Source organism: Flavobacterium bomense (assembly GCF_003970355.1).
The window spans coordinates 1-24,780 of the sequence record NZ_RYDJ01000009.1; the positions used below are offsets into that span (position 1 = coordinate 1).

The window sequence follows — 24,780 nt, forward strand, 5'->3', positions numbered from 1 at the left end:
CGCTCAAAAATGACTCTTAAAATACAGATTTACAATAATTTCAAAGAACTTGTTTTATTTTTTAGTGGACACTAGTGTTTATTGATATAAAAATGACACCATCCTTAGCCAATAATTTATGAAGCAACTTTAATCGTGGATACATCATACACAACCATTTGTCGTGACGAGTCAAGTCCTCACTTTCTTTTCCCACTACTTTTCCCAACCATTTTTTTATTTGTGGAGAATTGACATTATCATTATACTTCCACTCTTCATTTCCGGTATTGTATGGCGGATCGATGTAAATGCAGTTTACTTTTCCTTCGTATTTGGGTAATAAAGATTTGAGCGCTTCAAGATTATCGCCGTTGATAATCATATTGCCACATCCAGAAGTTCCCCCTTCGGGGGTTAGGGGGCTAAAACCATATTCGTGGTTCAGGACTTTATAGGGAACTTCTTGATGATGATTGATGATTTTGTCTTTACCAATCCAATGTAGTGTAGGCATTTATTTTTTGGTTTTACCAAAAACAACACGTGGGCTAAATTCCCACATGTTTGACTTTCTTAGGTTCAGCAAAAACCCTTGTAGCACAAACAAAGAGAACCGCCCACGCTTACCGTAGGCGTTTCTGCTTTGAGTTCCCAGTGCTACATTTTTAAATTTTGCTGATTTAAGAAAGCGGGGAAATCTTTAGCGAAACGCTATATTTTTATTTGTTAAATTATCTGTTTATCTTTTCAATATTATATTTTGTTATTTTAGCAAATATAGTTTTTTCAATGAGATTAAAACGAAAAAAATATTTTTCCCAAATAGGGAATTTTCGACTATCTTTGACATTCAAAATAACGTATGCGAATAATTGCCAAAAGAACTTTACAGCATTTTTGGGAGCAACACCCTAGTTCAAAACAACAATTATTGTCTTGGTATCAGGTTATTGACAAAAATAATTTCACCAATTCTAATGCTATAAAATCAATTTTCGGCTCGGCAGATTTTGTAGGCAACAACAAAGTGGTTTTCAATATTTGTGGCAATCATTACCGATTAATCGTGAAAATTAATTATGTAACACAAATTGTCTATATTTTATTTATTGGAACTCATCCTGAATATGACAATTTGAAGGACATTAAAAACTTATAAAAAATGGAAATAAATCCTATAAAAACAGAAAAAGATTACGATTTAGCTTTAGAAAGAGTAAACACCCTTTTTGATGCTAAACCTAATACCAATGAAGAAGATGAATTAGATATTCTAGTCACTCTTATAGAGAAATATGAACAAATACACTATCCTATTCCTGAACCAGATCCAATTGAAGCCATTAAATTTATGATGGAACAAAACGGACTTACAGATGCTGATTTAGGAGTCATTTTAAATAGTCGCTCTAGAGTAACTGAAATTTTTAAACGTAGAAGAGCTTTAACTATTAAACAAATTAGAATTTTAACAGAAACACTCCACATTCCAGCTTCAACTTTAATCAAAGAATATGCATTAGAACAATAATTTTATAATTTCAAACAAAAAATGCCTCGCAGTCTAAATTGCGAGGCATTTTTTATTTACAAGATATTGATTACTTTAAAGCATCAATCTTAGCCTGAACTTCTGCATCAGTTCCTTCAAAACTTTGAATGTTTTCTTTTCCGTTAATATTAGTTTTAATAGTCGCTTTTACTTCTCCATCAACATTGGTTTTTTCTATCGTAACTTTTTTCGAGACCATTTCAGTTACTGCTGCGGAAGCATTCATAAATCTACACGTTTTACTGTCACATCCTTTAGCAAGACACTCTTCTTTAGATATTGAAGTACACATTTCAGAAGCAGCACAACAAGCGGCTTTATTAGCCAATGTATGATTGCCACTACCTAAAATTGGTGCAATTACCAAACCAATCAAACACGTCAATTTAATTAAAATATTCATTGATGGTCCAGAAGTATCTTTGAACGGATCTCCAACAGTATCGCCAGTAATGGCCGCTTTATGCGCATCAGAACCTTTATAGGTCATTTCACCATTAATAAGAACTCCCGCTTCAAAAGATTTTTTAGCGTTGTCCCAAGCACCACCGGCATTGTTTTGAAAAACAGCCCAAAGCACACCCGAAACGGTAACTCCGGCCATATAACCCCCTAACATTTCGGCGATTAGCTGGTTGTTGTCTCCGTAAACTAATTTGCCAAGCAAAACAATTGCAATTGGAAAACCAATTGTCAATATTCCCGGCAACATCATTTCGCGCAATGCAGCTTTCGTCGAAATATCAACACACTTAGCATATTCCGGTTTTCCGGTTCCTTCCATAATTCCGGGAATCTCCCTGAACTGACGACGTACTTCATACACCATGTCCATTGCGGCTTTCCCGACAGAATTCATCGCTAATGCCGAGAAAACTACAGGTATCATGCCACCCACGAATAGCATTGCTAAAACTGGTGCTTTAAAAATATTGATTCCGTCAATTCCTGTAAAAGTTACATAAGCCGCAAATAAAGCCAGTGATGTTAATGCCGCCGAAGCGATAGCAAATCCTTTTCCCGTTGCTGCTGTTGTATTTCCTACGGCATCTAAAATGTCGGTTCTTGTGCGTACTTCTTTAGGCAATTCGCTCATTTCAGCAATTCCACCGGCGTTATCCGATATGGGTCCAAAAGCATCGATTGCCAATTGCATGGCCGTTGTTGCCATCATCGCTGAAGCAGCTAAAGCCACACCATAAAATCCTGCTAATGCGTAGGAAGTCCAAATTGCAGCTGCAAATAATAAAACCGTTGGAAACGTAGAAATCATTCCGGTTGCCAATCCTGCAATTACGTTTGTTCCTGCTCCAGTTGAAGATTTTTGAACAATTGCCATAACAGGTTTTGTACCCAATCCTGTATAATACTCAGTTACTGACGAAATGAGTCCACCTACTGCCAAACCTACAATTGTAGCATAAAAAACACGCATGGATGAAATTTCTTTAGTTCCTTCTCCAAAAAAATCCATTTTCATGGTTTCTGGCAACATGTATTGCACTAAAAAATAGCAGGCAATAAGGGTTAATCCTATTGAAAGCCAGTTTCCCCTATTTAAAGCGCTTTGCACTTGCGCTTCTTTTGCATTATCATCTGTAATTTTTACCACCATCGTTCCGATAATCGAAAATAAAATACCAAAACCGGCGATTGCCATTGGCAATAAGATAGGTCCTATTCCGCCAAAAGCATCTTGAATAGTTCCGCCCATGTCTTTAATTACATAATTTCCTAAAACCATGGCCGCTAAAACGGTTGCGACATAAGAACCAAATAAATCAGCTCCCATTCCGGCAACATCGCCTACATTATCCCCTACATTGTCCGCAATTGTAGCCGGATTACGGGGATCATCTTCCGGAATTCCAGCTTCTATTTTCCCCACCAAATCAGCTCCAACATCGGCCGCTTTGGTGTAAATTCCACCGCCAACTCTTGCAAACAAGGCTATTGATTCTGCTCCCAGAGAAAATCCCGCTAATGTTTCTAATACAATGGTCATGTCTTCAGTAGAAGTCCAAACGCCATTCATAAAAAAGTGAAAAAAGAAAATAAAGAAAGTGGTCAATCCTAAAACAGCCAATCCCGCAACCCCTAATCCCATTACGGTTCCGCCGCCAAAAGAAACTTTTAGAGCTTGAGGTAAACTGGTACGGGCGGCTTGTGTGGTTCTAACATTGGTTTTTGTTGCAATTTTCATTCCCATGTTCCCAGCTAAAGCCGAGAAAAAAGCACCAAAAACAAAAGCAACTACTATTAATATGTGTGTAGTAGGAACGAAAAAAGAAATTCCGGCTAAAACTATGCTAGCTCCAATGACAAAAAACGTCAACAACCTATATTCTGCTTTCAAGAAAGCCAAGGCTCCTTCGTAAATGTAATCCGAAATCTCTTTCATCTTACCATCACCCGGATCCTGTTTTAATACCCATTTTCTTTTAGCAAACATAAATGCCAGTCCAATAAATGCCATCGCAATAGGCAAATAAATCATAATTGTATTCATAATTTCGGTTTGGTTTTTGGTTAAAATTAATAGTGTAACAAAACGAATTTAAACAAAAAAAGCAACACTCTTAACAGAATGTTGCTTTTTTTGTAAAAATTATGACGTAAAATTATTTAATACTAAACAATCCCTCTGGTTTATTCTCAATTTGATTAAATCGCTCCGTACACTCTGCGATAATTGCATAGGCTTCATTTACATCTCCCCAGCCGCCTACATCTACTTTCTTGTTTTCAAGATCTTTGTACACTTGAAAAAAGTGTTCAATTTCTTTTAATAAATGTGGATTCATGTCTGACAGATCATTCAATGAATTCCAGATTGGATCTGAAACCGGTACACAGATAACTTTTTCATCCGGTCCTTTATCATCCGCCATGTGGAAAACACCAATGGGTTTTACTTCCATAACACAACCGGGAAAAGTAGGTTCGTTTACCAAAACCAATACATCTAATGGATCGCCGTCTAAGGCTAATGTTTCCGGAATAAATCCGTAATCCGCAGGATACATCATTGACGAGAATAACATTCTGTCAAAACGCATTCTTTTTATTTCGAAATCATATTCGTATTTATTTCTACTTCCTCTTGGTATTTCGATTAAAACATCGAAAGTTGTTAATTTGTCTGCAGTCATTTTAGTTTTTCTTTTCTATATTTTATGGTTGCAAAAATAAGTAAAGAATCCCTTTCAACAATGAAAAATCTATGTTATCTGTTGATTAAATTTTAAGAAACAGCACTTTAGTAAAAAACGGTTCTATTTCTTTTCTTTAAATAATGATGCCATAAAAGATAGGTTGCAAAAGAGCGATACGGACTCCATTTCAACGTATGAACTTGCATCTCATTTTTGTCGTGAATATCCAGTAATTCCTTGATTGTGTGTACAACTGCAATATCGCCTAATGGCAATAAATCAGGCTCTTGCAGACAAAACATTAAATAAATATCGATGGTCCAGTTTCCTATCCCTTTGATTTTGATGAGTTCTTCGCGCACTTGCAGAGCCGTTTTGGCTGGCAAACTTTCTAAATCAAGTTCTTTATTTATTAAGGCTGTCGCCAAAGCTTTGATATAAGACGTTTTTTGACGGCTTACGCCAAGATTCCTAAACTCAGCATCCGATATGAGAACAAGAATTTCCGGTGTTACCGTTTTTAGAGTAGTTTTTATTTTCAAAAAAGTAGCTTTAGCAGAGTCTATCGATACTTGTTGCTCTAAAATCAACAATACCAGAGTCTCAAAACCTTGCGGTCTTTTGGGAATAATAGGCATTCCGTATTGTTCAATGATTGCTTTGAAAATAGCATCTTTTTCTAAAAGGTAGTCGATGGCTTCTTGCATAATCTGATGTTTTTTTAGCCCGGATGGAAACGGCATCCTTTTTATAAGGCGATTTTTATTCGCCTTATAAAAAGATATAGTGTACAGCCGGAATAGCTCCTAAAAACTGAACCCAAACGACCCTTTAACAGTAAAACGATTCGTTTCCGGCACGTTGACATAATTGCCTCGCCAGGCGAAATCAATACGGAATACTTTGAAGATATTTCCAATACCAGCACTGTATTCCCAATAGCCTTTTTCAGGTGCATTGTAAATTAAACCCGAAGCATTAATAGCTCTGTTTTCATCAGAGATGCTTCCATAAACCCCTTTTACGGATATAATTTCTCTCCAATTGAGTTTGCGCATGAACGGTATTCTGGAAAAAAGACGCCCGTTGAAATTGTGATTCCACTGTAAAGTAGCATATTGATCCGATACAAATTCATAGAAATTAAGATTACTGAAGGTGTTTTCAATCGTGAAAAAAGTTTGATTTCCCGGAATCACATTTATCAATCCTAACGGAACTGTTCCAAAAGTTTTTCCTACTTCCATAATAATATTGGTTCGCCCCAATGGACCAATAACTATAGGCTGTTTGTAATATAATTGTACTTTGTCATATTTGAAATTACTGTTCAAAAGCCCTTTGAATCCATGGCTGTAATTAATAAAAAAACGACTAAAAGGACTGTCAACATTGCTTCTTTCAACCCCAAAACCAATCGTTTTTCGCTTTGGAGAATACTCGATCTGAATGTTCGCTTCGGATTGTTTTACATCACTTTTAGTAGCTAAATTGGCTATGTTGGTATAATAATCCAGGCTAAAAGTAGGCGATGCAGACTCCAGCGTACGATACGAAATCCCAGCCTGAAAAGTCAAGTTTTTTACTGGCTCCATTTCTATGGCAACATTAGTCAAATTGATGTTGGTTAACTTCCCGTTACTGCCAGATGAGAATACGGACGACGAAGCAAAACTTCGGCCTAAAACATCATTTGTAGTAGTTAAACTGGCTCCTATTTGTTCAATGTCTCGCCTATTTCCGCCGGATAAAATGATCCTATTTTTCTTGTCGACCATCCATTTTCCGGAAAGTCCGTATTTAAATTTATCATCATCAAACCCATACGCAGTATACGCCTGAATGCGCCAAGGATCGTTAGGACCAAAATAGGTTCTTCCTCCTACTCGCAACCGTACACCCTCTACTTCATTGTATCCAAATGTAGAAAAAACAGGTCCATAATCAAAGTTATTAAACTCCACATAACCACTTCCTAGTATGGATACTAAGCTGTACAATTGTTTGAATTTATTTACGGTTTGCAGGGTATCAAGCATTTTATAAACGCCCAATTCATCCTTGCTTAAGTTTTCAAAACGGTTTTCATTCCAATATTCCTCGGATTTATTGTAGACTTCGTCATCCATATAATTGACTTCGGCTTTATAAAAAGCAACAGGCAATTCTGTATTGAACTGATGGTTCCGGTAAAAACTAGTTCTTTTTCCATAAACACCTTTCGAATTTTCTTTTTTGTTCAAAGCAAAGTCAGACATCAAATAATCCTTGGTCAACAAGAAAACCGAGTCACTGACTACTTCAAATTCCTGCTCTAAGTAAATATCTTTTACCCAGTTGATATTGGCACTTTTGGTCACTGCCATATTGATTTTCTTGATGGCAAATGTGGAATCATTCACCCAAAAATCTCCTTTGAAAGTCAATTCGTTTTTTCGTCTTGGATAAAAAACAATATTATAGCACCATTTATCATCAATATACGAACTGTCTTTCAGTACATAATTGTAGACATCAATCCCTGTTTTAGATAACGGACTGGTAAAGCTTTTGTCAAAAAAAGTCAAGTAATTATTGTAGATATTATAATCTGAATACAAGTCTTTTACAAAAGATAAAATCTGTTGATTCCCATCAAATCCGGACGTTTTATTGGCTTTTATTTTTTCTTTTACCTTCTTTAATTTGTTGTCTCCATAAACATCATGGAGTGATTCATTTATAAAAATAGGCAAATAGGTTTTCCCGGTTACTCGGGACGTATCCATTTGATCGAATATAAATTCCATCCCTTTAAAAAGTTTGCTTTTCATAAAAGCACTGTCAATAGAATTCATATCAAATTCTATTTTCTCGTACTTTTCCATCTGGTATTGGTCAAACTGATACAACCCGTTTTTACGTTTTCTTTCCCAGATTTTCCTCAGAATATCGAGCGCAGGATTGTCCTTTTTTGATGTTTTTCCGGCAAAAACCACTACTTCGTTTAAGCTTTCGGCTTCATTCAACTGAATTTTGAAATTATAATTTACCGGTTTATCTAAGTAAATTTCTTTTTCAGAAAACCCAACGGAGGATATGAGTAAAGTAGTATATGTTTTTTTGGATTCCAGGTAAAACTTACCGTCCTCATTAGTCACAATTCCTTCACTGGAACCTTTGAAAACTACATTGGCAAATGGAATGGGCAGGTTGGATTTATCAACCACAACACCACTCACTTTTGTTTGCGCAAAACTAGTAGTTGCTGAGACCAACAACAAAAGCAGAAACAATAAGAGATTCTTTTTCATATGTAGATAATATTTGTTTTTGTAGGAATATGGTATCGCCAGATCTTAATTGGTGTTTGAGACAGCTTCTGTCATGGCGATTTCATAGTCATTCAAAAAAAAACTTCATCAAATTAAAGAATTGATGAAGTTTCAAATATAGTTAATTAAGACCGCAGGATTAATTGATTATTAAAAAACGGGTTATTAGCCCTTATTCCAAATCAAACGATTCCAACTGACTATTTTTTATACAGTACTTTTTTAACCGCTTTTACTACATCACCAGCATTAGGCAACCATTCTTTCAATAAAACCGGAGAGTACGGCGCTGGCGTATCTGCAGTCGTAATACGTTGAATAGGCGCATCCAAGAAATCAAAAGCACGTTCTTGAACAATATAGGTAATTTCAGAAGCCACACTTGCAAAAGGCCATGCTTCCTCAAGAACTACTAATCTATTTGTTTTTTTAACCGATGTTAAAATCGTCTCATAGTCCATAGGACGTACAGTTCGCAAATCGATAATTTCACAAGAAATTCCTTCTTTGGCTAATTCGTCAGCGGCAATATGCGCCTCTTTGATAATTTTTCCAAAAGAAACAATTGTCACATCCGTACCTTCACGCTTGATATCAGCAACTCCTAACGGAATTACATATTCGCCATCTGGAACTTCACCTTTATCCCCATACATTTGTTCAGATTCCATGAAAATCACAGGATCGTTATCACGAATAGCCGCTTTCAACAAACCTTTGGCATCATAAACCGTAGAGGGAACTACCACTTTAAGACCCGGAGTATTCGCAAACCAGTTTTCTAACGCTTGTGAGTGCGTTGCTCCTAATTGTCCTGCCGAAGCTGTTGGACCACGAAAAACGATTGGCACATTAAATTGTCCACCCGTCATCTGACGCATTTTGGCAGCATTATTTATGATTTGGTCAATACCTACTAAACAAAAATTGAACGTCATGTATTCCACAATCGGTCTGCATCCATTCATGGCTGATCCTACTGCAATACCAGTAAAACCAAGCTCTGCGATAGGAGTATCAATGACTCTTTTCTCGCCAAATTCAGCTAGCATACCTTTAGATGCTTTGTAGGCACCATTATATTCTGCAACTTCTTCACCCATTAAGTATATGGACTCATCGTGACGCATTTCTTCACTCATCGCTTCACAAATGGCCTCTCTAAATTGTATCGTTCTCATATTTTTTTTATATTTTGTCCTCCTGAGCGCAGTCGAAGGATAATTTTCGAAAAGCAAAAATAAATATTTAATATCATTTAAAAGCATAAATTACTCTAAATTAATTCAGGATTTATAGCGATAATTTTCAGGAGCTATTTCCGGCTCTCCCCTGTATCTTCCTGTGGCTAAAGGAGCCACAAGAAGGATGCCGCTGCTGTCCGGGCTACGAAAACGTAGTAGTTAAGTAAAATATTATGCGTGCATAGTATATTATTCAAATTAATATTTTAAATTTGTAAAAGAAATTACGAATAATAAAAAATATAAGTATGAAAATATTAGTTTGCATCAGTCACGTTCCTGATACTACTTCAAAAATTAACTTTGTCAACGGCGATTCAGAATTTGACACCAATGGAGTTCAATATGTAATCAATCCAAATGACGAATTTGGTTTGACACGCGCTATTTGGTTCCAAGAACAACAAGGCGCAACCGTTACGGTTGTGAATGTTGGAGGACCAGAAACCGAACCTACTTTAAGAAAAGCGCTGGCAATAGGTGCCAATGAAGCCATTCGCGTCAACGCTACTCCTACTGACGGATTTTTCGTAGCCAAACAACTTGCTGAAGTAATTAAAAACGGAAGTTACGATGTAATCATTGCCGGAAAAGAGTCTTTAGACTATAATGGCGGAATGGTTCCTGGAATGATAGCCGGGATTTTAGGATACAACTTCCTTAATTCTTGTACAAGTCTTACTGTTGATGGAACTAATGTAAAAGCAGTTCGTGAAATTGATGGTGGAAAAGAAACCGTTGCTACAACTTTACCATTAATCATTGGAGGACAAAAAGGATTGGTGGAAGAAAAAGATTTGCGTATTCCAAACATGAGAGGAATCATGACTGCAAGAACAAAAGCATTAACAATACTGGAGCCTGTTGACGCTGCTGTGAATACAAAAGCAGTAAAATTTGAAAAACCAGCTCCTAAATCAGCCGTAAAATTGATTGCTGCTGACAATTTAGATGAATTAATCAATTTATTACACAACGAAGCAAAAGTAATCTAACTGTCATAAAGCGGAATGTCAAAAGTCAAATGAATAGAAATTTACACTAATTTCCCTTTACGACTTTAGACTTTTAAACTTATAAGACTAAAATAAAAAAATCATGTCAATATTAATATACGCGGAATACGCTCCCGACGCTTCGGGAGGAAAATTTAAAAAAGTAGCATTCGAATTGGCTTCCTATGCAAAAAAAGTAGCCGAAAGTCTAGGAACCACTGTTACGGCTGTAACCGTAAATGCTGGAGATGTTTCGGAATTATCAAAATACGGAGTAGACAAAGTATTAAAAGTAACCAACGATAAATTATCCGGGTTTACTGCAAAAGCATACGCTGATGTGATCAAACAAGCCGCCCAAAAAGAAAACGTAAAGTTAGTTTTACTTTCATCCACTACAGACAGTATTTATCTTTCCTCACTTGTTGCAGTAGCTTTAGAAGCCGGCTATGCGTCAAATGTGGTTGGATTACCAGTTTCAACGTCGCCTTTTCAAGTAAAAAGAAATGCTTTTTCAAACAAAGCGTTCAATATCACTGAAATTGCCACAGACGTAAAAGTACTTGGGCTTGCCAAAAACTCGTATGGGGTTTTTGAAACACCTTCAACATTAACCGAGGAAGATTTTAACCCAAATATTGGAGAAGCTGATTTTGGTGTAAAAGTAGAATCAGTTGAAAAAGTTTCTGGAAAAGTTTCAATCGCTGATGCGGATATTGTAGTGTCGGCTGGACGCGGATTGAAAGGTCCGGAAAACTGGGGAATGGTAGAGGAGTTAGCAACTGTTCTTGGCGCTGCAACTGCTTGTTCAAAACCAGTTTCTGATTTAGGATGGAGACCTCACGGAGAACACGTTGGACAAACAGGAAAACCGGTAGCTACAAACCTTTATATTGCAATTGGAATTTCAGGAGCGATTCAACACATTGCGGGAATCAACTCTTCTAAAGTAAAAGTGGTCATCAACAGTGATCCCGAAGCGCCTTTTTTCAAAGTAGCGGATTACGGAATTGTAGGTGACGCGTTTGAAATCGTACCACAATTAATTGAAAAATTTAAAGCTTTCAAAGCTCACAATTCATAAATTATAGCATCCCATTAATTTAAATGCTACTTAAAAACAAGATATTTGTATCTTTGCTTTTAAGTAGCATTTCTTTTTTATAATTGCTGCTTAATTTTTATTAAAAAAAGTACCTCGTACTTTCCCATTACATCAATTATGAGCTTAGTTAAACTATCTATAAAAGGAATTTCATACAGTCAAACTCAAAACGGAGCCTACGCATTAATCTTGAATGAGGTTGACGGAGAACGAAAATTACCCATTGTCATTGGTGCTTTTGAAGCCCAATCCATCGCTATAGCATTGGAAAAAGAAATAAAACCACCACGTCCTCTGACCCATGATTTGTTCAAAAACTTCGCAGAACGATTTGACATTGTAGTCAAACAAGTCATTATTCACAAACTTGTGGACGGTGTTTTTTATTCGAGTATCATTTGCGAAAGGGATAAAATTGAAGAAATTATTGATGCCCGAACTTCAGACGCCATTGCGTTAGCATTGCGTTTTAACGCACCTATATTCACTTACAAAAACATTCTGGACAAAGCCGGAATTTATTTAAAATCAAATCCTTTAGATCCTAATAAAGACTCGCAGGAAATTGACGATGTACTTTCTAATCCGGACACTTTTGGTCGTGAAGAAGAAAGCAATCAATCCGGAGAAACCTATTCTAAACACAGTCTACCGGAATTAAATGAATTGTTAGATCAAGCCGTGTCGCACGAAGATTATGAGAAAGCCGCAAAAATTAGAGATGAAATCTCAAAGAGAGAACTGTAATTGTACCCATTTTTACTTTCCGTAGGATTGAAATAAAATCAGATTGTTACTAAATTTCAAAGGATTGAATCGCTTGTTTTTGAATAAATACACTTAAATTCACCAAAAACACTTAGTACCATGTTTCTTTTATAAAATTGATAAAAATAAGCTATGAAAAAAAACCACTTTCTACTTCTCGCAACATTATTTATTTGTTCAGCTGCCTCATCCCAAGACTATTATCTGCATTGTGGAAAAATTTTAAATACACTATCAGGTAAAGAATTAACAAACCAAACGATCCTTGTTTCTAAAAACAAAATTACAAAAGTACAAGAGGGTTTTATCGCTAAAGTCAAGCCTGAAGACATTGAGATCAACCTGAAAAACAAATATGTTTTACCGGGTCTTATTGACTTACATGTTCACATAGAAGGCGAACATGACACTAAGAGCTACATGTCAAAATATATAGACAACGAAGCTGATGTTGCATTTCAAGCCGTTCGATGTGCCGAAATCACTCTTCTAGCCGGATTCACTACGGTGAGGGATTTAGGTGGAACCGGAGTAAATATCTCCATAAGAAATGCCATCAATAAAGGAATCGTAAAAGGTCCCCGAATTTTTACTGCCGGAAAATCAATTGCTACAACAGGCGGTCATGCAGATCCTACTAACGGAAGCAACCGAAAACTGGTAGGCGATCCAGGTCCACATGAAGGCGTAATCAATTCTCCAGAAGAAGGAGTAAAAGCAGTGAGAGAGCGTTATAAAGAAGGAGCTGATGTTATTAAAATTACAGCTACAGGTGGTGTTTTGAGCGTGGCAAAAAGCGGTAAAAATCCGCAGTTCTCTCTAGAGGAAATTAAAGCCATCACCACAACAGCCAAAGATTACAACATGCTCACCGCTGCCCATGCCCATGGCGACGAAGGAATGCAAAGAGCCATATTGGGCGGTATAAAAACCATTGAGCACGGCACCTTTATGAGTGAAGAGACAATGGAATTAATGAAAAAATACGATGCTTATTTAGTTCCTACCTTAACGGCTGGAAAAGAAGTAGAAAAAAATGCAGAAATTACTGGTTTTTATCCTGACATAGTAGTTCCAAAGGCCAGAGAAGTTGGCCCACAACTGAAAGCTACTTTTGCCAAGGCGTATAAAAAAGGAGTCCAAATTGCTTTTGGAACTGATGCCGGCGTTTTTGCTCATGGTACAAATGCAAAAGAATTTGGGTATATGGTTGAAGCCGGAATGCCTGCATTAGCCGCGATACAATCAGCAACGATTACGAATGCTATGTTATTAGGGCTTGAAAATGAAGCAGGTCAAATCAAAGAAAACTTTTTGGCAGACATCATTGCAGTGGATGAAAATCCTTTGAATGCGATCAAAACTCTGGAAAAGGTCGTATTTGTAATGAAGGACGGAAAAGTATATAAAAACGAACAACCGCTTACCGCACAATAGAATCATATAGACAATGAAGCAATATTTAGATTTAGTACAACACGTAATGGAAAACGGTTGTCAAAAAGGAGATCGTACGGGAACCGGGACAAAAAGTGTCTTTGGTTACCAAATGCGTTTTGACTTAAATGAAGGTTTCCCGATGGTAACTACAAAAAAACTACACCTAAAATCCATTATCTACGAATTGCTTTGGTTCTTAAAAGGAGACACAAATATTAAGTATCTTCAAGAAAACGGCGTTAAAATTTGGGATGCTTGGGCTGATGCCAATGGAAATTTAGGGCCTGTTTACGGCCACCAATGGCGCAATTGGAATAGTGAAGAAATTGATCAAATATCGGAATTAATTAAAGAGTTAAAAACGAATCCTAACAGCCGCAGAATGCTGGTTTCAGCATGGAATCCATCGGTTCTGCCTGACACGACAAAATCATTTGACGAAAATGTAAGTAACAATAAAGTTGCCTTGCCGCCTTGTCATGCGTTCTTTCAGTTTTATGTTTCTGGGGGTAAGCTATCTTGTCAGTTGTACCAGCGAAGCGCTGATATTTTTTTAGGAGTTCCTTTTAATATCGCTTCGTATGCGTTACTCACCATGATGATTGCGCAGGTTTGTGATCTAGAACCTGGTGAATTCATTCACACTTTTGGCGATGCACATATCTATAACAACCATTTTGAACAACTGGAATTGCAATTGACCCGTGAGCCAAAACCATTACCAAAAATGATTTTAAATCCCAATATAAAAGACATCTTTGCGTTTGGTTTTGAAGATTTTACCCTTGAAGGCTATGAACCTCATGCCACGATAAAAGGAAGTGTTGCGGTATAAAATAATAAAAAACGGTGTTTAGCTATACTACTAAAACACCGTTTTCATTTCCAGCAAACGCATTCCATTTGAAAGAATCTGCTTCTGGTTCATTGACAAATACTCCGTCGATAACGTATTTGAATTCGTAAGCAGCGTCTTTGGCCACATCAAATACTCCCTTGAAAGTTCCATTTTTTAATTTACTTAAAGCCCCTTCAGCAACATTCCAATTGTTGAAATCACCCACAACAGAAGCATGACTTGCTGCCTTTGCCGCTACCGAAAAAGTAACTTTACAAACTGGCTTTGTTTTTACAAATTGTTTTTTAATCGGCATAACATATTCATTTATAGGTTTATAAAACAAAGTAAATGTAATATATTGAAGTTTCAATGGCTCCTGTGAAGTTTTAATGGAATGCCGTAAACTATGTTAATTTTTGATAAATTCAATAATTTAAAGGATCGTAAATTTACTATTCAAAAATCAGAATACGTTTTCTGTTGAAATAATCCTGAGGCAAAATAGTGACTTTGCAAAATAAATTTTACCTTTATAAACTAAAATCAGAGCGATGGAAAAAGAATTACACGAACAATATGAATATGCAAGACGAAGAATAAAACAAAAGAAACGATTGTATTTTCATTTTGTTCTTTTTGTATTGGGAAGTTTATTGCTATTTGTTGCTCATAATTTCCTTGATAGTACGGTAGTCTCGTATTGGTATCTTTGGGTTATTACAATATGGCTATTCCTTTTTATTTTGCATTTTATAAAAATTTTCATCACGGATCGATTTATGAATAAAGATTGGGAAAGAGAACAAATAGACCGCCTGGTCGCTTTGCAAAAAAAGAAAATAGACCAATTACAGACGCAAGTATCTAACGACGACCCTAAATAATTATGATAGTAATGATTGCGGCCGTAGCCGAGAATAATACGCTAGGAAAAAACAATGAATTAATCTGGCATTTGCCCAACGATTTTAAAAGATTCAAATCACTTACTTCCGGGCATCATATCATAATGGGGAGAAAAACATTTGAAAGTTTTCCCAAACCATTACCAAACAGAACCCACATCATAATCACCCGACAAAAAGAGTATCACGCTGAAGGATGCATAATTGTTGATAGTATTGAAAAAGCACTGGAAGTTTGTCCAAAAGACCAAGACACCTTTATAATTGGTGGCGGCGAAATTTATACTTTGGGACTTCCTTTTACTGATAAAATAGAAATCACACGGGTACATCACTCCTTTGAAGGCGATGCCAGATTCCCTGCGATTAATGAGTCCGAATGGAAAATAATAGTTTCGGAATTTAATGAGAAGGATGAAAAGCATCTTTACGATTATTCCTACCAGACATTCGTTAGGAAATAAAATAAAAAAACATCCTTTTGGGGATGTTTTTTTTTAACCATTGATTAAGAGCAATGACCTAGTCTTGAAACAGTATTTGATAAACTAATATAAAAATTACAAACACTAGTAACACTCCAGAAACGAAGATTATAATGTTTGATGTTTTTTGAGAATACATCTCAAAAAAGCCTTTAATACCAAATACCACGAAGGTACTAAAGACGAAAAAAATTAAAATTTCCAAAAACAAATTTAATCCTAAGAACGTATGATGCGCTTTAACTACAATACTGCCTTGTAAAACAGTATTTTCAAAACAGCTAACAAGAACAAATGAGATAAATAGCGCTAAAAATATCCATTTGATTAGGTTCACTGACTCTTTTTTAATCATTTAATATGGTTCTTTCTTGAATACCAAATTTGCGCAATAAAAATCGGAGATACAATACCCACTTTTAGTGATATTTCAAATAAAAAAAATGATTCTTATTTAACGGACTTAGTCTTATTTAATACGCAAAAAATCATTCCGGCACATAAAACAAAACTTGCTTCTAATTTAAAGAACTCGTTTTTAGTTCATCCCGTTTGTATTATATTTGCATAAAAAAAATGTCAGAAAAGATAACTCCTTATAAAGGTTCTGCCTTAGGTAAAAAAGAACAGGTTGCTCAAATGTTTGACACTATTTCAGGCAACTATGATAAATTGAATCGTGTCATTTCTTTTGGAATTGATATAAAATGGCGTAAAAAAGTTTTGCAGATGGTTGCGAAATCCAATCCAAAAATAATTCTGGATATTGCTACGGGCACCGGAGATTTAGCGATTTTAATGGCACAAACCAATGCTGAAAAAATCATTGGCTTAGACATATCTGCCGGAATGCTGGAAGTTGGCGTCCAAAAAATTGCTGCCAAAAACCTTACTGCTACTATTGAAATGATTTTGGGCGACTCAGAAAACATGCCTTTTGAAGACAATTATTTTGATGCGATTACCGTTGCTTTTGGTGTTCGAAATTTTGAAACGCTGGAAAAAGGATTAGCTGAAATTTTAAGAGTTTTAAAACCAAATGGTGTATTTGTAATTTTAGAAACGTCAGTGCCAGACCAAACGCCTTACAAACAAGGCTATACTTTTTACAGTCAAAACATCCTGCCTTTGATAGGTAAATTATTCTCTAAGGATAACGTTGCCTACGGTTATTTATCTGAATCAGCTGCCGCTTTTCCTTATGGCGAGGCGTTAAACAATATTTTAAGAGAAATTGGGTTTATAGATGTTGTAGCATTACCGCAAACCTTTGGTGTGGCGACCATTTACTCAGCTTCTAAAAAATAACATGAAAAAAATAATTGCCTTACTCTTTTTTGCTTTTATTCTAAACGGATACGCCCAAAAGTCTCGAACTATTTTCAGCAAAGATCCCATTGTTAATTTGGAAAATTTTCAAAAAAAGAAAGTTTATTATGGCTTTTACTTAGGATTCAATTCCTATGATTTTAAAATTGATTATAAAATGAAAGGCCCTGATATACTGGTCAAAAAAACAACCGGTTTCAATGTGGGAATTATTGGTGATGTAAAATTACAGGAATACATTAACTTGCGATTTGAACCTGGATTGTATTACACAAAAAGAGACTTGTATTATCCTAATTTTTCAAACAGTGGCGATGCGCTTAGAGAAGTGAACAGCACGTACATTCATTTTCCTTTATTGTTGAAATTTTCCTCCCTAAGAACGGGCAATATTCGCCCCTATTTAGTGGGAGGATTGTCAGCTACTTTAAACTTATCCAGCAACTCTAAGTTGATGGATGATAATTTGCAGGAACGCTTTCGAGTTAAATCATGGACTACTAATTATGAATTAGGCTTTGGAATTGACCTTTTTTCCGAATATTTTATATTTTCGCCTTCCATAAGAGGTGTTTTTGGACTTAATGACGAACTAATTAGAGACAATGACCCCAGCAGTCCTTGGACAGGAAACATTGAAGCCTTAAAGACCAGAGCCATTTTAATTAATTTTACTTTCCATTAAAAAGTAGTTTGGCCGTTTTAAGTTCTCCCGTAAACTATGACTGCGCGTTGCTATCAGCCTCTACAAAACTCACTTAAGACAATTGCTGTTGCTGCAGCCACATTCAGACTTTCCGTTTTTTGAAGATTCCCAAAACGAGGAATTGTGAGTCGGTTGTGGACCTCATTTTCAAGAGCCGGAGAAATTCCATTAGCTTCATTCCCCATGATAATAATTCCCTGTTGAGGAAGAGTTGCTTTATAAATATTTTCTCCATCCATGAAGGTCCCAAAAATTGGAAGTTTTGTCTGCGCTAAAAAAACATTCAAATCAACATAATTAACATTCACCCGGGCAATGGAGCCCATGGTTGCCTGAACCACTTTTGGATTATACAGATCTACCGTTTCCTTTGAACACAAGACTTGTTGTATCCCAAACCAGTCACACAAACGCAATATAGTCCCTAAATTTCCAGGATCCCGAATAGAATCAAGCGCTAGAATCAAACCGGTTTCAGTAATTGATTTTTCTACTGGCATCTTAAAAACGGCTAAACATGTATTCGGAGTAGCCAATGCTGTAACTTTTTTTAAATCATTTTCTGAAATAATGGTTTTTTTTTCTTGGCTTACCGAATCAAAATCATTTTGGGTGGTAAACAAATGTTCCAATTCAAAATTAGAATCCAATAGTTCCTCAATTCCTTTGACACCTTCGGCAAAAAATAATTTATTGGCTATCCTATATTTTTTTTGCTGCAAACTCGTTATAAGCTTTATTTGGTTTTTACTAACCATAAAATAATGTACTTTTGAATTAAATATTTTAGAACACTTGAAAAAAATTTCTACAAAAATAACTGCATTTATTGTAATTGCAATACTAATTTGCGCTTGTGACGCTGTAAAAAGAGTTCCTGACGGGAAATTGCTGCTTACAAAAAATGAAATCGAGGCCAATGGCAAATCCATTAAGGAGGAAACTATTTTTAATCAGTTGTATCAAAAACCAAACAGTACCTTGCTGGGCTATCGTTTGCGCTTGAACCTTTACAATCTTGCCAATCTAAATCCAGATTCAACCTATCAGGCTAAGTTTGCGAACAATCCCGAAAAATACAAAAGACAATCCAAATGGCTGTCTGAAAAACAAGTCAACAGACTCGGAAAGTCTTTTTTATATTATGGCATCCATAATTTTTTAAAAAAAACAGGAGAGCCTCCTGTAATTATCGACAAAGAAAGAGCTGACAAATCAGTATTGCGATTGAAATATTACTATTTCAACAATGGCTATTTTAATGTAAATGCAAATTACAACATAGACACCCTGAGCCTTAAAAAAGCTAAAATAAAATACGCCATAACGCCCGGAAATGCCTTTTTCCTAGATACTTTAAAAACCACTATTTTAACTCCAGCATTAGACTCTTTATACCAAACCAATAAATCCAATACCTTTCTAAAATCAGGCAATCAATACAAAACAGAAGATTTTGAGAATGAAAAAAACCGAATTACCACTCATTTCAGAAATAACGGAGCCTATTATTTTCAGTCCAACTACGTTACTTTTGATATTGACACGATTAAAAAAGTAAATCAAGCAAATATAAACCTGGTCATTAATAATTATTCGTACCAAGATCAGGATTCTAGCAAAACGGTGCCTTTTAAAATTTATAAAATAAGTGATGTAAATATTTATACGGACTATTCCTCAGAGAATAACAACCGGACTATTACAGATAGTACAACCTACAAAAACTTCAATTTATACAGCCATCAAAAATTAAAATACAAACCTCGCGCGATAACTAACGCCATATTCATTACAAAGGGAGGTTTGTATGCTGATTACAAAACAGTCTTGACCACACGCTACCTGAACAACCTCAAAGTATTCAACTACCCCTCCATACAATATGAAGTTGACAAAAGAGACAGTACTGCACAATCGCTGATCGCTAAAGTATACCTGACTCCCCGCAAAAAATATAGTTTTGGGACTACACTAGATGTTACCCATTCTAACATTCAGGATTTTGGTATCGGATTGAGTGTTTCAGAAACAATCAGAAATGTTTTTAATGGTGCTGAAACACTGGAAATTGCAGCCCGTGGCAATATAGGTTCCTCACAAGATCTTGCCAATCCAAATAATAATTTTTTTAATGTATCCGAGTACGGGTTGGATTTAAAATTAAATATTCCTAGAATTTTCATTCCCTTTAGCACTGAAAAAATCATTCCAAAAAGCATGATTCCCTCCACACTAATCACAGTCGGTTTCGCAAAACAAAGAAATCTGGGGTTAGACAAAGAAAATTTCACGGGAGCACTATCGTACAATTGGACTCCAAAAAGAAACCATACTGCCCGATTTGACCTGTTTAACACCCAGTTTGTTCGCAATCTAAATCCCAATAATTATTTCTTTGTTTACAACTCTTCTTACAGAGCATTGAATGCCATAGGGAAGCAATACAACACCAACCCTAACTACTATAACAATGATATCGATAGGGATTTAGTCATTGAAAGAGGCACAACTGGATTTACCCGTGATGTCTTATCAGGAAATGCGAGTTTCTTAAAACCATTAGAAAGTGCTGATATAGAAAGTGTAAAAAGCATTGAGGAAAGAAGACTCCGACTTACGGAAAACGATTTTATACTCGCTACAAGTTTTACGTTTTCAAAAACAACAAAGAAAGACTTATTAGACAATGATTTTTATCTCTTTAGAACAAAAATAGAATCAGCGGGAACACTATTGTCAGCTTTTGCAAAAACGACAAATCAAAAAGAAAATGTCACCGGTAATTATGAGATATTTAATTTAGAATACTCTGAATACCTAAAAACAGAATTTGAATACATCAAACATTGGGATTTATCTAAAGAAAAGATCTTTGCCTTTCGATCCTTTTTTGGCATTGCAGTCCCATTTGGGAATTCAAATTACATTCCTTTTTCAAGGAGTTATTTTTCTGGGGGCTCAAATGACAACCGAGCCTGGCAACCATACAGCTTAGGTCCCGGGAGTAGCGGAGCTGTAGATGATTTTAATGAAGCCAACATGAAAATTGCCATTAGTGGTGAATTTAGATTTAAAATATTAGGCAATTTAAAAGGGGCCCTTTTTGCTGATGCCGGGAACATTTGGAACGTATTGGATAATGTGGTGGATGAGAAATCAACATTTACCAGTTTCAGCGACTTAAAAGACATTGCATTAGGCACGGGATTCGGCCTTCGATATGACCTGAGTTTTTTTGTAATTCGTTTTGATTTAGGATTTAAAACCTATAATCCTGCCAACGAAACCCGTAAAAGATGGTTTCAAGAATATAATTTTGGAAACTCTGTTTTAAATTTTGGAATAAATTACCCGTTCTAATGCTAAATAATTCTTATTTTTGCAAAACTAAAAACTAAAAAATAACTAAAAAAAACACAATGGCACATACTATTAAACCGGGCGTAGCTACAGGAGATCAAGTACAAGAAATTTTCAATTACGCAAAAGAAAAAGGATTTGCACTTCCGGCAGTAAACGTTACTGGATCAAATACAATCAATGGTGTCCTTGAAACTGCAGCAAAACTTAATGCTCCTGTTATCATTCAGTTTTCTAATGGAGGAGCACAATTTAATGCAGGTAAAGGACTTTCGAATGTTGGTGAAAAAGCAGCTATCGCTGGTGGAATTGCAGGAGCTTTACACATTCACACCATGGCGGAAGCGTATGGAGCAACTGTAATTTTACATACTGACCATTGTGCGAAAAAATTATTACCTTGGATAGACGGCCTATTAGATGCTTCCGAAGCACATTTTGTTAAAACCGGAAAACCATTGTTTTCGTCTCACATGATTGATTTATCTGAAGAGCCTATCGAAGAAAACATCGAAATTTGCAAAGGCTATTTAGAACGAATGAGTAAAATGGGAATGACATTAGAGATCGAACTTGGAATCACAGGTGGTGAAGAAGATGGTGTAGACAACTCTGATGTAGATAGTTCTAAATTATATACACAACCGGAAGAAGTTGCTTACGCATACGAAGAACTTTCAAAAGTAAGTCCACGATTTACAATTGCTGCTGCTTTTGGAAACGTACATGGAGTGTACAAACCCGGAAATGTAAAATTGACTCCAAAAATATTGAAAAATTCTCAGGATTTTGTTCAAAATAAATTCAATACAGGATCTAATCCAGTAGATTTCGTTTTCCACGGTGGTTCTGGTTCTACATTAGAAGAAATAAGAGAAGGGATCAGCTACGGGGTAATAAAAATGAATATCGATACTGATTTGCAATTTGCATTTACAGAAGGAATTCGTGATTACATGGTTAAAAATATTGACTATTTGAAAACTCAAATTGGAAACCCAGAAGGCGCTGATGTTCCAAACAAAAAACATTACGACCCAAGAAAATGGTTGCGTGAAAGTGAAGTTACTTTCAACACAAGACTTGAGCAAGCATTTGCTGACTTGAACAATGTGAATACATTATAAAAATAGTGGTCCGTTTTTAGTGTTCAGATCTCAAATGCTGATAATGGAACACTAAAACTGATTACAAAACACTGAATACCTGATTACTGAACACTGAATACTAAAGAAATGGCTTGGTTTAAAAGAAAAGAAAAAGGGATTACTACCGCTACCGAAGACAAAATGGATATTCCAAAAGGACTTTGGTACAAATCTCCAACCGGAAAAATCATTGATGCCGATGAACTAGCTCGCAACTTATTTGTGAGTCCCGAAGATGGTTTTCATGTCAGAATTGGAAGTGCTGAATATTTTCAAATCTTATTTGACAACAATGAATTTGTTGAATTAGACAAGAATATGACATCTAAAGATCCTTTGCACTTTGTTGATACCAAGAAATATGCAGATCGTTTGAAAGATGTAATGGAAAAAACCAAACTCAAGGATGCAGTACGCACGGGAGTTGGAAAATCAAAAGGTAAAGATTTAGTTATTTGCTGTATGGATTTTGCCTTCATTGGTGGTTCTATGGGTGCAGTTGTAGGTGAAAAAATAGCGAGAGGAATTGATCACGCCATCAAAAACAACATGCCCTTTGTGATGATTTCAAAATCAGGTGGAGCCAGAATGATGGAAGCTGCCTATTCTTTAATGCAATTAGCCAAAACATCTGTTAAGTTAGCACAACTTGCCGAAGCAAAACTGCCTTATATTTCGTTATGCACAGATCCAACAACTGGAGGAACAACTGCTTCCTACGCGATGCTAGGTGACATCAACATATCTGAACCAGGCGCATTAATTGGATTTGCTGGCCCAAGGGTAGTACGAGACACAACTGGTAAAGATTTACCTGAGGGTTTTCAGACTGCTGAGTTTTTACTCGAACATGGCTTCTTAGACTTTATCACACCAAGAAAAGAATTGAAAGACAAGATCAACTTGTACATTGATTTGATTCAGAACAATGATATTCGATAAATAAAATCCCAAGCAATTGGGACTTTATATTTGCGCTACATTCTCTTTATACCAAACAAAACAGCTTCCAAAAAAATATTGGAAGCTGTTTTTTGTTATGCCATTATATTTAAAATTAAGTGTTTACAAAAGAGGATTACTCAAACCTGAGTTTTTTATATCCCGGTACGAATAGCCTCCACCGGATCTAATTTAGAAGCTGCAATTGCAGGTAGAATTCCGGATATTAGACCAATTATAGCCGCTAATCCTGTTCCTAGGACAATATTACCCATACTTAAGACAAACTCGAAGTCTAAGGCTTTTGTTACAATAAGAGTAATAATCCAAACTAAGAGCAATCCTATCAAACCACCAATAACTGATAATATTATCGCTTCAAATAAAAACTGAAATAATATAAACTTGTTTTTGGCTCCCAATGATTTTTGGATCCCAATCAAATTCGTACGCTCTTTTACAGAAACAAACATAATATTAGCAATTCCAAAACCACCTACAAGCAGAGAAAAGCCACTGATAACCCATCCTACAAGATTCATTTGCCCAAGGATACCATCAATAAGGTCAGTAAATCCAGAAAAAACATTAATGAAAAAATTATCTATTTCACCTGCTTTCAATCCCCTAAAGCTTCTTAATTTTTGTGCTATTTCTTCTTTATAAGCTGCCATGTCAGCTCCATTTTCAGGTTTAAAAATAATAACATTTGTCAAAGCAGTATTATTATCCCCGTATAGTTGTCGCACAAAATTGACTGGAATATAAGCTGAGGTGTCATTACTATCCCCAAACAAACCCGCTCCTTGTTTCTTCAAAACCCCAATGACCGTAAAACGATTTCCATACAACCGCACGTTTTTTCCAATGGGTTCTGCATCATCAAAAAGTGATTTTGCAATTTCATTCCCCAAAACAACAACTGTAGCTCCGGAATTGGCTTCGGATTCATTGTAAAATCGTCCGCTTTCAAACTCAAGGCCCTGAATATCTATAAACTCCTGAGAAACAGGAACTATATTGACATCACTAACTGTTTTTGAATCAAATTTAATAGATTCTCTTCTAATAAATATTTGATAGGCCATTTGATCCGTGTTAGTCATTGCACCTTTCATATAGGTGTATTCATCATACTTCACATTAGGAAACTGTTCTCTTTTCCATTGTGGAATTTCCGAAGGCCCGAAAGAAAATTTCATCAAATAAATCGTATTTTTATCTAAACTACTCAAATCTTTAGTGATTTTTCTGTCCAAAGAATCTACAGCAGCGAGTACCGCTATAATAGAAAAAATTCCAATAGTAACGCCTAACAAAGAAAGCAGCGTTCGTAACTTATTGTTGCGCAATGCATTCATCGCAAAGCTAAAACTCTCTTTTAATAATCGAAGGTAAACTAACATACAATCTATTTAGTGTTAAGTAAAATTCTATAAATATTAATCAGAAACCTAATGAAAAATCGTTTCGTTACATTGTGAAAGCGCTATTTTTATGTTTCCC

Annotated in this window: 23 protein-coding genes; 14 read left to right on the top strand and 9 right to left on the bottom strand. The window is 35.8% G+C overall.

From position 1 onward, the window contains the following. Positions 1-61: 61 nt before the first annotated feature. Positions 62-496, bottom strand: coding sequence for a DNA methyltransferase (locus EKL98_RS08940; protein WP_126562097.1), 435 nt, complete (start codon positions 494-496; stop codon positions 62-64). A 348-nt stretch (positions 497-844) separates the two neighbouring features. Here EKL98_RS08940 and EKL98_RS08945 point away from each other — a divergent pair, with 348 nt between their 5' ends. Both EKL98_RS08945 and EKL98_RS08950 read left to right on the top strand, forming a co-directional pair. Beyond that, a complete protein-coding gene (locus tag EKL98_RS08945; protein WP_126562098.1) occupies positions 845-1,141 on the top strand; it encodes a type II toxin-antitoxin system HigB family toxin in 297 nt (98 codons plus the stop codon). A gap of 3 nt (positions 1,142-1,144) precedes the next feature. Next, the gene (locus EKL98_RS08950) at positions 1,145-1,513 is read left to right on the top strand and encodes a helix-turn-helix domain-containing protein (RefSeq protein WP_126562099.1); all 369 of its coding nucleotides are present in this window, start codon (positions 1,145-1,147) and stop codon (positions 1,511-1,513) included. 70 nt (positions 1,514-1,583) lie between these two features. Here the strand turns inward: EKL98_RS08950 and EKL98_RS08955 are convergent, their stop codons facing one another. From EKL98_RS08955 to EKL98_RS08975, 5 genes are all read right to left on the bottom strand, one after another. Then, positions 1,584-4,043, bottom strand: a complete 2,460-nt coding sequence (locus EKL98_RS08955; RefSeq protein WP_126562100.1) for a sodium-translocating pyrophosphatase — start codon at positions 4,041-4,043, stop codon at positions 1,584-1,586. Positions 4,044-4,155: 112 nt separating this feature from the next. Further along, positions 4,156-4,686, bottom strand: a complete 531-nt coding sequence (locus EKL98_RS08960) for an inorganic diphosphatase (protein WP_126452987.1) — start codon at positions 4,684-4,686, stop codon at positions 4,156-4,158. Between the two features lie 107 nt (positions 4,687-4,793). Beyond that, the gene (locus EKL98_RS08965) at positions 4,794-5,396 is read right to left on the bottom strand and encodes a DNA-3-methyladenine glycosylase family protein (protein ID WP_126562101.1); all 603 of its coding nucleotides are present in this window, start codon (positions 5,394-5,396) and stop codon (positions 4,794-4,796) included. Positions 5,397-5,495: 99 nt separating this feature from the next. Next, positions 5,496-7,982, bottom strand: coding sequence for a DUF5686 and carboxypeptidase-like regulatory domain-containing protein (locus tag EKL98_RS08970; protein WP_126562102.1), 2,487 nt, complete (start codon positions 7,980-7,982; stop codon positions 5,496-5,498). Between the two features lie 221 nt (positions 7,983-8,203). Next, positions 8,204-9,271, bottom strand: coding sequence for a pyruvate dehydrogenase complex E1 component subunit beta (locus EKL98_RS08975; protein WP_255416277.1), 1,068 nt, complete (start codon positions 9,269-9,271; stop codon positions 8,204-8,206). A gap of 224 nt (positions 9,272-9,495) precedes the next feature. On the opposite strand from EKL98_RS08975, the gene EKL98_RS08980 reads away from it, so the two are divergent. From EKL98_RS08980 to EKL98_RS09000, 5 genes are all read left to right on the top strand, one after another. After that, complete coding sequence (locus EKL98_RS08980) at positions 9,496-10,242, top strand: electron transfer flavoprotein subunit beta/FixA family protein (protein ID WP_126452978.1); 747 nt, start codon at positions 9,496-9,498, stop codon at positions 10,240-10,242. 103 nt (positions 10,243-10,345) lie between these two features. Continuing rightward, on the top strand, positions 10,346-11,326 hold the full coding sequence (locus EKL98_RS08985) for an electron transfer flavoprotein subunit alpha/FixB family protein (protein ID WP_126457448.1): 981 nt from the start codon (positions 10,346-10,348) through the stop codon (positions 11,324-11,326). A gap of 138 nt (positions 11,327-11,464) precedes the next feature. After that, complete coding sequence (locus EKL98_RS08990; protein WP_126452972.1) at positions 11,465-12,094, top strand: bifunctional nuclease family protein; 630 nt, start codon at positions 11,465-11,467, stop codon at positions 12,092-12,094. Between the two features lie 153 nt (positions 12,095-12,247). Then, positions 12,248-13,552, top strand: a complete 1,305-nt coding sequence (locus EKL98_RS08995) for an amidohydrolase family protein (protein WP_126562103.1) — start codon at positions 12,248-12,250, stop codon at positions 13,550-13,552. Positions 13,553-13,565: 13 nt separating this feature from the next. Next, on the top strand, positions 13,566-14,390 hold the full coding sequence (locus EKL98_RS09000; protein ID WP_126452966.1) for a thymidylate synthase: 825 nt from the start codon (positions 13,566-13,568) through the stop codon (positions 14,388-14,390). Positions 14,391-14,412: 22 nt separating this feature from the next. On the opposite strand, the gene EKL98_RS09005 is transcribed toward EKL98_RS09000, so the two are convergent. After that, positions 14,413-14,709 (bottom strand): isoamylase early set domain-containing protein, encoded by a 297-nt coding sequence (locus tag EKL98_RS09005; RefSeq protein ID WP_126562104.1) that lies wholly within the window; start codon positions 14,707-14,709, stop codon positions 14,413-14,415. Positions 14,710-14,947: 238 nt separating this feature from the next. Between EKL98_RS09005 and EKL98_RS09010 the strand changes: the two genes are divergently transcribed. The 4 genes from EKL98_RS09010 to porT all read left to right on the top strand — a co-directional run bounded on the left by EKL98_RS09010 (position 14,948) and on the right by porT (position 17,800). Further along, on the top strand, positions 14,948-15,280 hold the full coding sequence (locus EKL98_RS09010; protein WP_126457452.1) for a 2TM domain-containing protein: 333 nt from the start codon (positions 14,948-14,950) through the stop codon (positions 15,278-15,280). Positions 15,281-15,282: 2 nt separating this feature from the next. After that, positions 15,283-15,765: a dihydrofolate reductase gene (locus EKL98_RS09015; protein WP_126457453.1), complete on the top strand. Its 483-nt coding sequence runs from the start codon at positions 15,283-15,285 to the stop codon at positions 15,763-15,765. Between the two features lie 597 nt (positions 15,766-16,362). Continuing rightward, a complete protein-coding gene (gene ubiE / locus EKL98_RS09025; RefSeq protein ID WP_126457454.1) occupies positions 16,363-17,094 on the top strand; it encodes a bifunctional demethylmenaquinone methyltransferase/2-methoxy-6-polyprenyl-1,4-benzoquinol methylase UbiE in 732 nt (243 codons plus the stop codon). Between the two features lies 1 nt (position 17,095). Further along, positions 17,096-17,800 carry a type IX secretion/gliding motility protein PorT/SprT gene (porT, locus tag EKL98_RS09030; RefSeq protein ID WP_126457455.1) on the top strand — a complete coding sequence of 235 codons (705 nt, stop codon included), beginning with the start codon at positions 17,096-17,098 and terminating at the stop codon, positions 17,798-17,800. Positions 17,801-17,853: 53 nt separating this feature from the next. On the opposite strand, the gene EKL98_RS09035 is transcribed toward porT, so the two are convergent. Further along, positions 17,854-18,579: a TrmH family RNA methyltransferase gene (locus EKL98_RS09035; RefSeq protein ID WP_126457456.1), complete on the bottom strand. Its 726-nt coding sequence runs from the start codon at positions 18,577-18,579 to the stop codon at positions 17,854-17,856. A gap of 37 nt (positions 18,580-18,616) precedes the next feature. On the opposite strand from EKL98_RS09035, the gene tamL reads away from it, so the two are divergent. The 3 genes from tamL to accD all read left to right on the top strand — a co-directional run bounded on the left by tamL (position 18,617) and on the right by accD (position 23,274). Further along, positions 18,617-21,184, top strand: a complete 2,568-nt coding sequence (tamL, locus tag EKL98_RS09040; RefSeq protein ID WP_126554950.1) for a translocation and assembly module lipoprotein TamL — start codon at positions 18,617-18,619, stop codon at positions 21,182-21,184. A gap of 59 nt (positions 21,185-21,243) precedes the next feature. Continuing rightward, positions 21,244-22,311, top strand: a complete 1,068-nt coding sequence (gene fbaA, locus EKL98_RS09045; RefSeq protein WP_126562105.1) for a class II fructose-bisphosphate aldolase — start codon at positions 21,244-21,246, stop codon at positions 22,309-22,311. Positions 22,312-22,419: 108 nt separating this feature from the next. Continuing rightward, complete coding sequence (gene accD / locus EKL98_RS09050) at positions 22,420-23,274, top strand: acetyl-CoA carboxylase, carboxyltransferase subunit beta (protein ID WP_126457459.1); 855 nt, start codon at positions 22,420-22,422, stop codon at positions 23,272-23,274. A 155-nt stretch (positions 23,275-23,429) separates the two neighbouring features. On the opposite strand, the gene EKL98_RS09055 is transcribed toward accD, so the two are convergent. Then, complete coding sequence (locus EKL98_RS09055; RefSeq protein ID WP_126554946.1) at positions 23,430-24,680, bottom strand: ABC transporter permease; 1,251 nt, start codon at positions 24,678-24,680, stop codon at positions 23,430-23,432. Between the last annotated feature and the right edge of the window lie 100 nt (positions 24,681-24,780).

Bases quoted from the DNA above. Each gene is read 5' to 3' on its own strand.
- EKL98_RS08940 (WP_126562097.1), bottom strand. From the start codon at position 496: ATGCCTACACTACATTGGATTGGTAAAGACAAAATCATCAATCATCAT.
- EKL98_RS08945 (WP_126562098.1), top strand. From the start codon at position 845: ATGCGAATAATTGCCAAAAGAACTTTACAGCATTTTTGGGAGCAACAC.
- EKL98_RS08950 (WP_126562099.1), top strand. From the start codon at position 1,145: ATGGAAATAAATCCTATAAAAACAGAAAAAGATTACGATTTAGCTTTA.
- EKL98_RS08955 (WP_126562100.1), bottom strand. From the start codon at position 4,043: ATGAATACAATTATGATTTATTTGCCTATTGCGATGGCATTTATTGGA.
- EKL98_RS08960 (WP_126452987.1), bottom strand. From the start codon at position 4,686: ATGACTGCAGACAAATTAACAACTTTCGATGTTTTAATCGAAATACCA.
- EKL98_RS08965 (WP_126562101.1), bottom strand. From the start codon at position 5,396: ATGCAAGAAGCCATCGACTACCTTTTAGAAAAAGATGCTATTTTCAAA.
- EKL98_RS08970 (WP_126562102.1), bottom strand. From the start codon at position 7,982: ATGAAAAAGAATCTCTTATTGTTTCTGCTTTTGTTGTTGGTCTCAGCA.
- EKL98_RS08975 (WP_255416277.1), bottom strand. From the start codon at position 9,271: ATGCTTTTAAATGATATTAAATATTTATTTTTGCTTTTCGAAAATTAT.
- EKL98_RS08980 (WP_126452978.1), top strand. From the start codon at position 9,496: ATGAAAATATTAGTTTGCATCAGTCACGTTCCTGATACTACTTCAAAA.
- EKL98_RS08985 (WP_126457448.1), top strand. From the start codon at position 10,346: ATGTCAATATTAATATACGCGGAATACGCTCCCGACGCTTCGGGAGGA.
- EKL98_RS08990 (WP_126452972.1), top strand. From the start codon at position 11,465: ATGAGCTTAGTTAAACTATCTATAAAAGGAATTTCATACAGTCAAACT.
- EKL98_RS08995 (WP_126562103.1), top strand. From the start codon at position 12,248: ATGAAAAAAAACCACTTTCTACTTCTCGCAACATTATTTATTTGTTCA.
- EKL98_RS09000 (WP_126452966.1), top strand. From the start codon at position 13,566: ATGAAGCAATATTTAGATTTAGTACAACACGTAATGGAAAACGGTTGT.
- EKL98_RS09005 (WP_126562104.1), bottom strand. From the start codon at position 14,709: ATGCCGATTAAAAAACAATTTGTAAAAACAAAGCCAGTTTGTAAAGTT.
- EKL98_RS09010 (WP_126457452.1), top strand. From the start codon at position 14,948: ATGGAAAAAGAATTACACGAACAATATGAATATGCAAGACGAAGAATA.
- EKL98_RS09015 (WP_126457453.1), top strand. From the start codon at position 15,283: ATGATAGTAATGATTGCGGCCGTAGCCGAGAATAATACGCTAGGAAAA.
- ubiE (WP_126457454.1), top strand. From the start codon at position 16,363: ATGTCAGAAAAGATAACTCCTTATAAAGGTTCTGCCTTAGGTAAAAAA.
- porT (WP_126457455.1), top strand. From the start codon at position 17,096: ATGAAAAAAATAATTGCCTTACTCTTTTTTGCTTTTATTCTAAACGGA.
- EKL98_RS09035 (WP_126457456.1), bottom strand. From the start codon at position 18,579: ATGGTTAGTAAAAACCAAATAAAGCTTATAACGAGTTTGCAGCAAAAA.
- fbaA (WP_126562105.1), top strand. From the start codon at position 21,244: ATGGCACATACTATTAAACCGGGCGTAGCTACAGGAGATCAAGTACAA.
- accD (WP_126457459.1), top strand. From the start codon at position 22,420: ATGGCTTGGTTTAAAAGAAAAGAAAAAGGGATTACTACCGCTACCGAA.
- EKL98_RS09055 (WP_126554946.1), bottom strand. From the start codon at position 24,680: ATGTTAGTTTACCTTCGATTATTAAAAGAGAGTTTTAGCTTTGCGATG.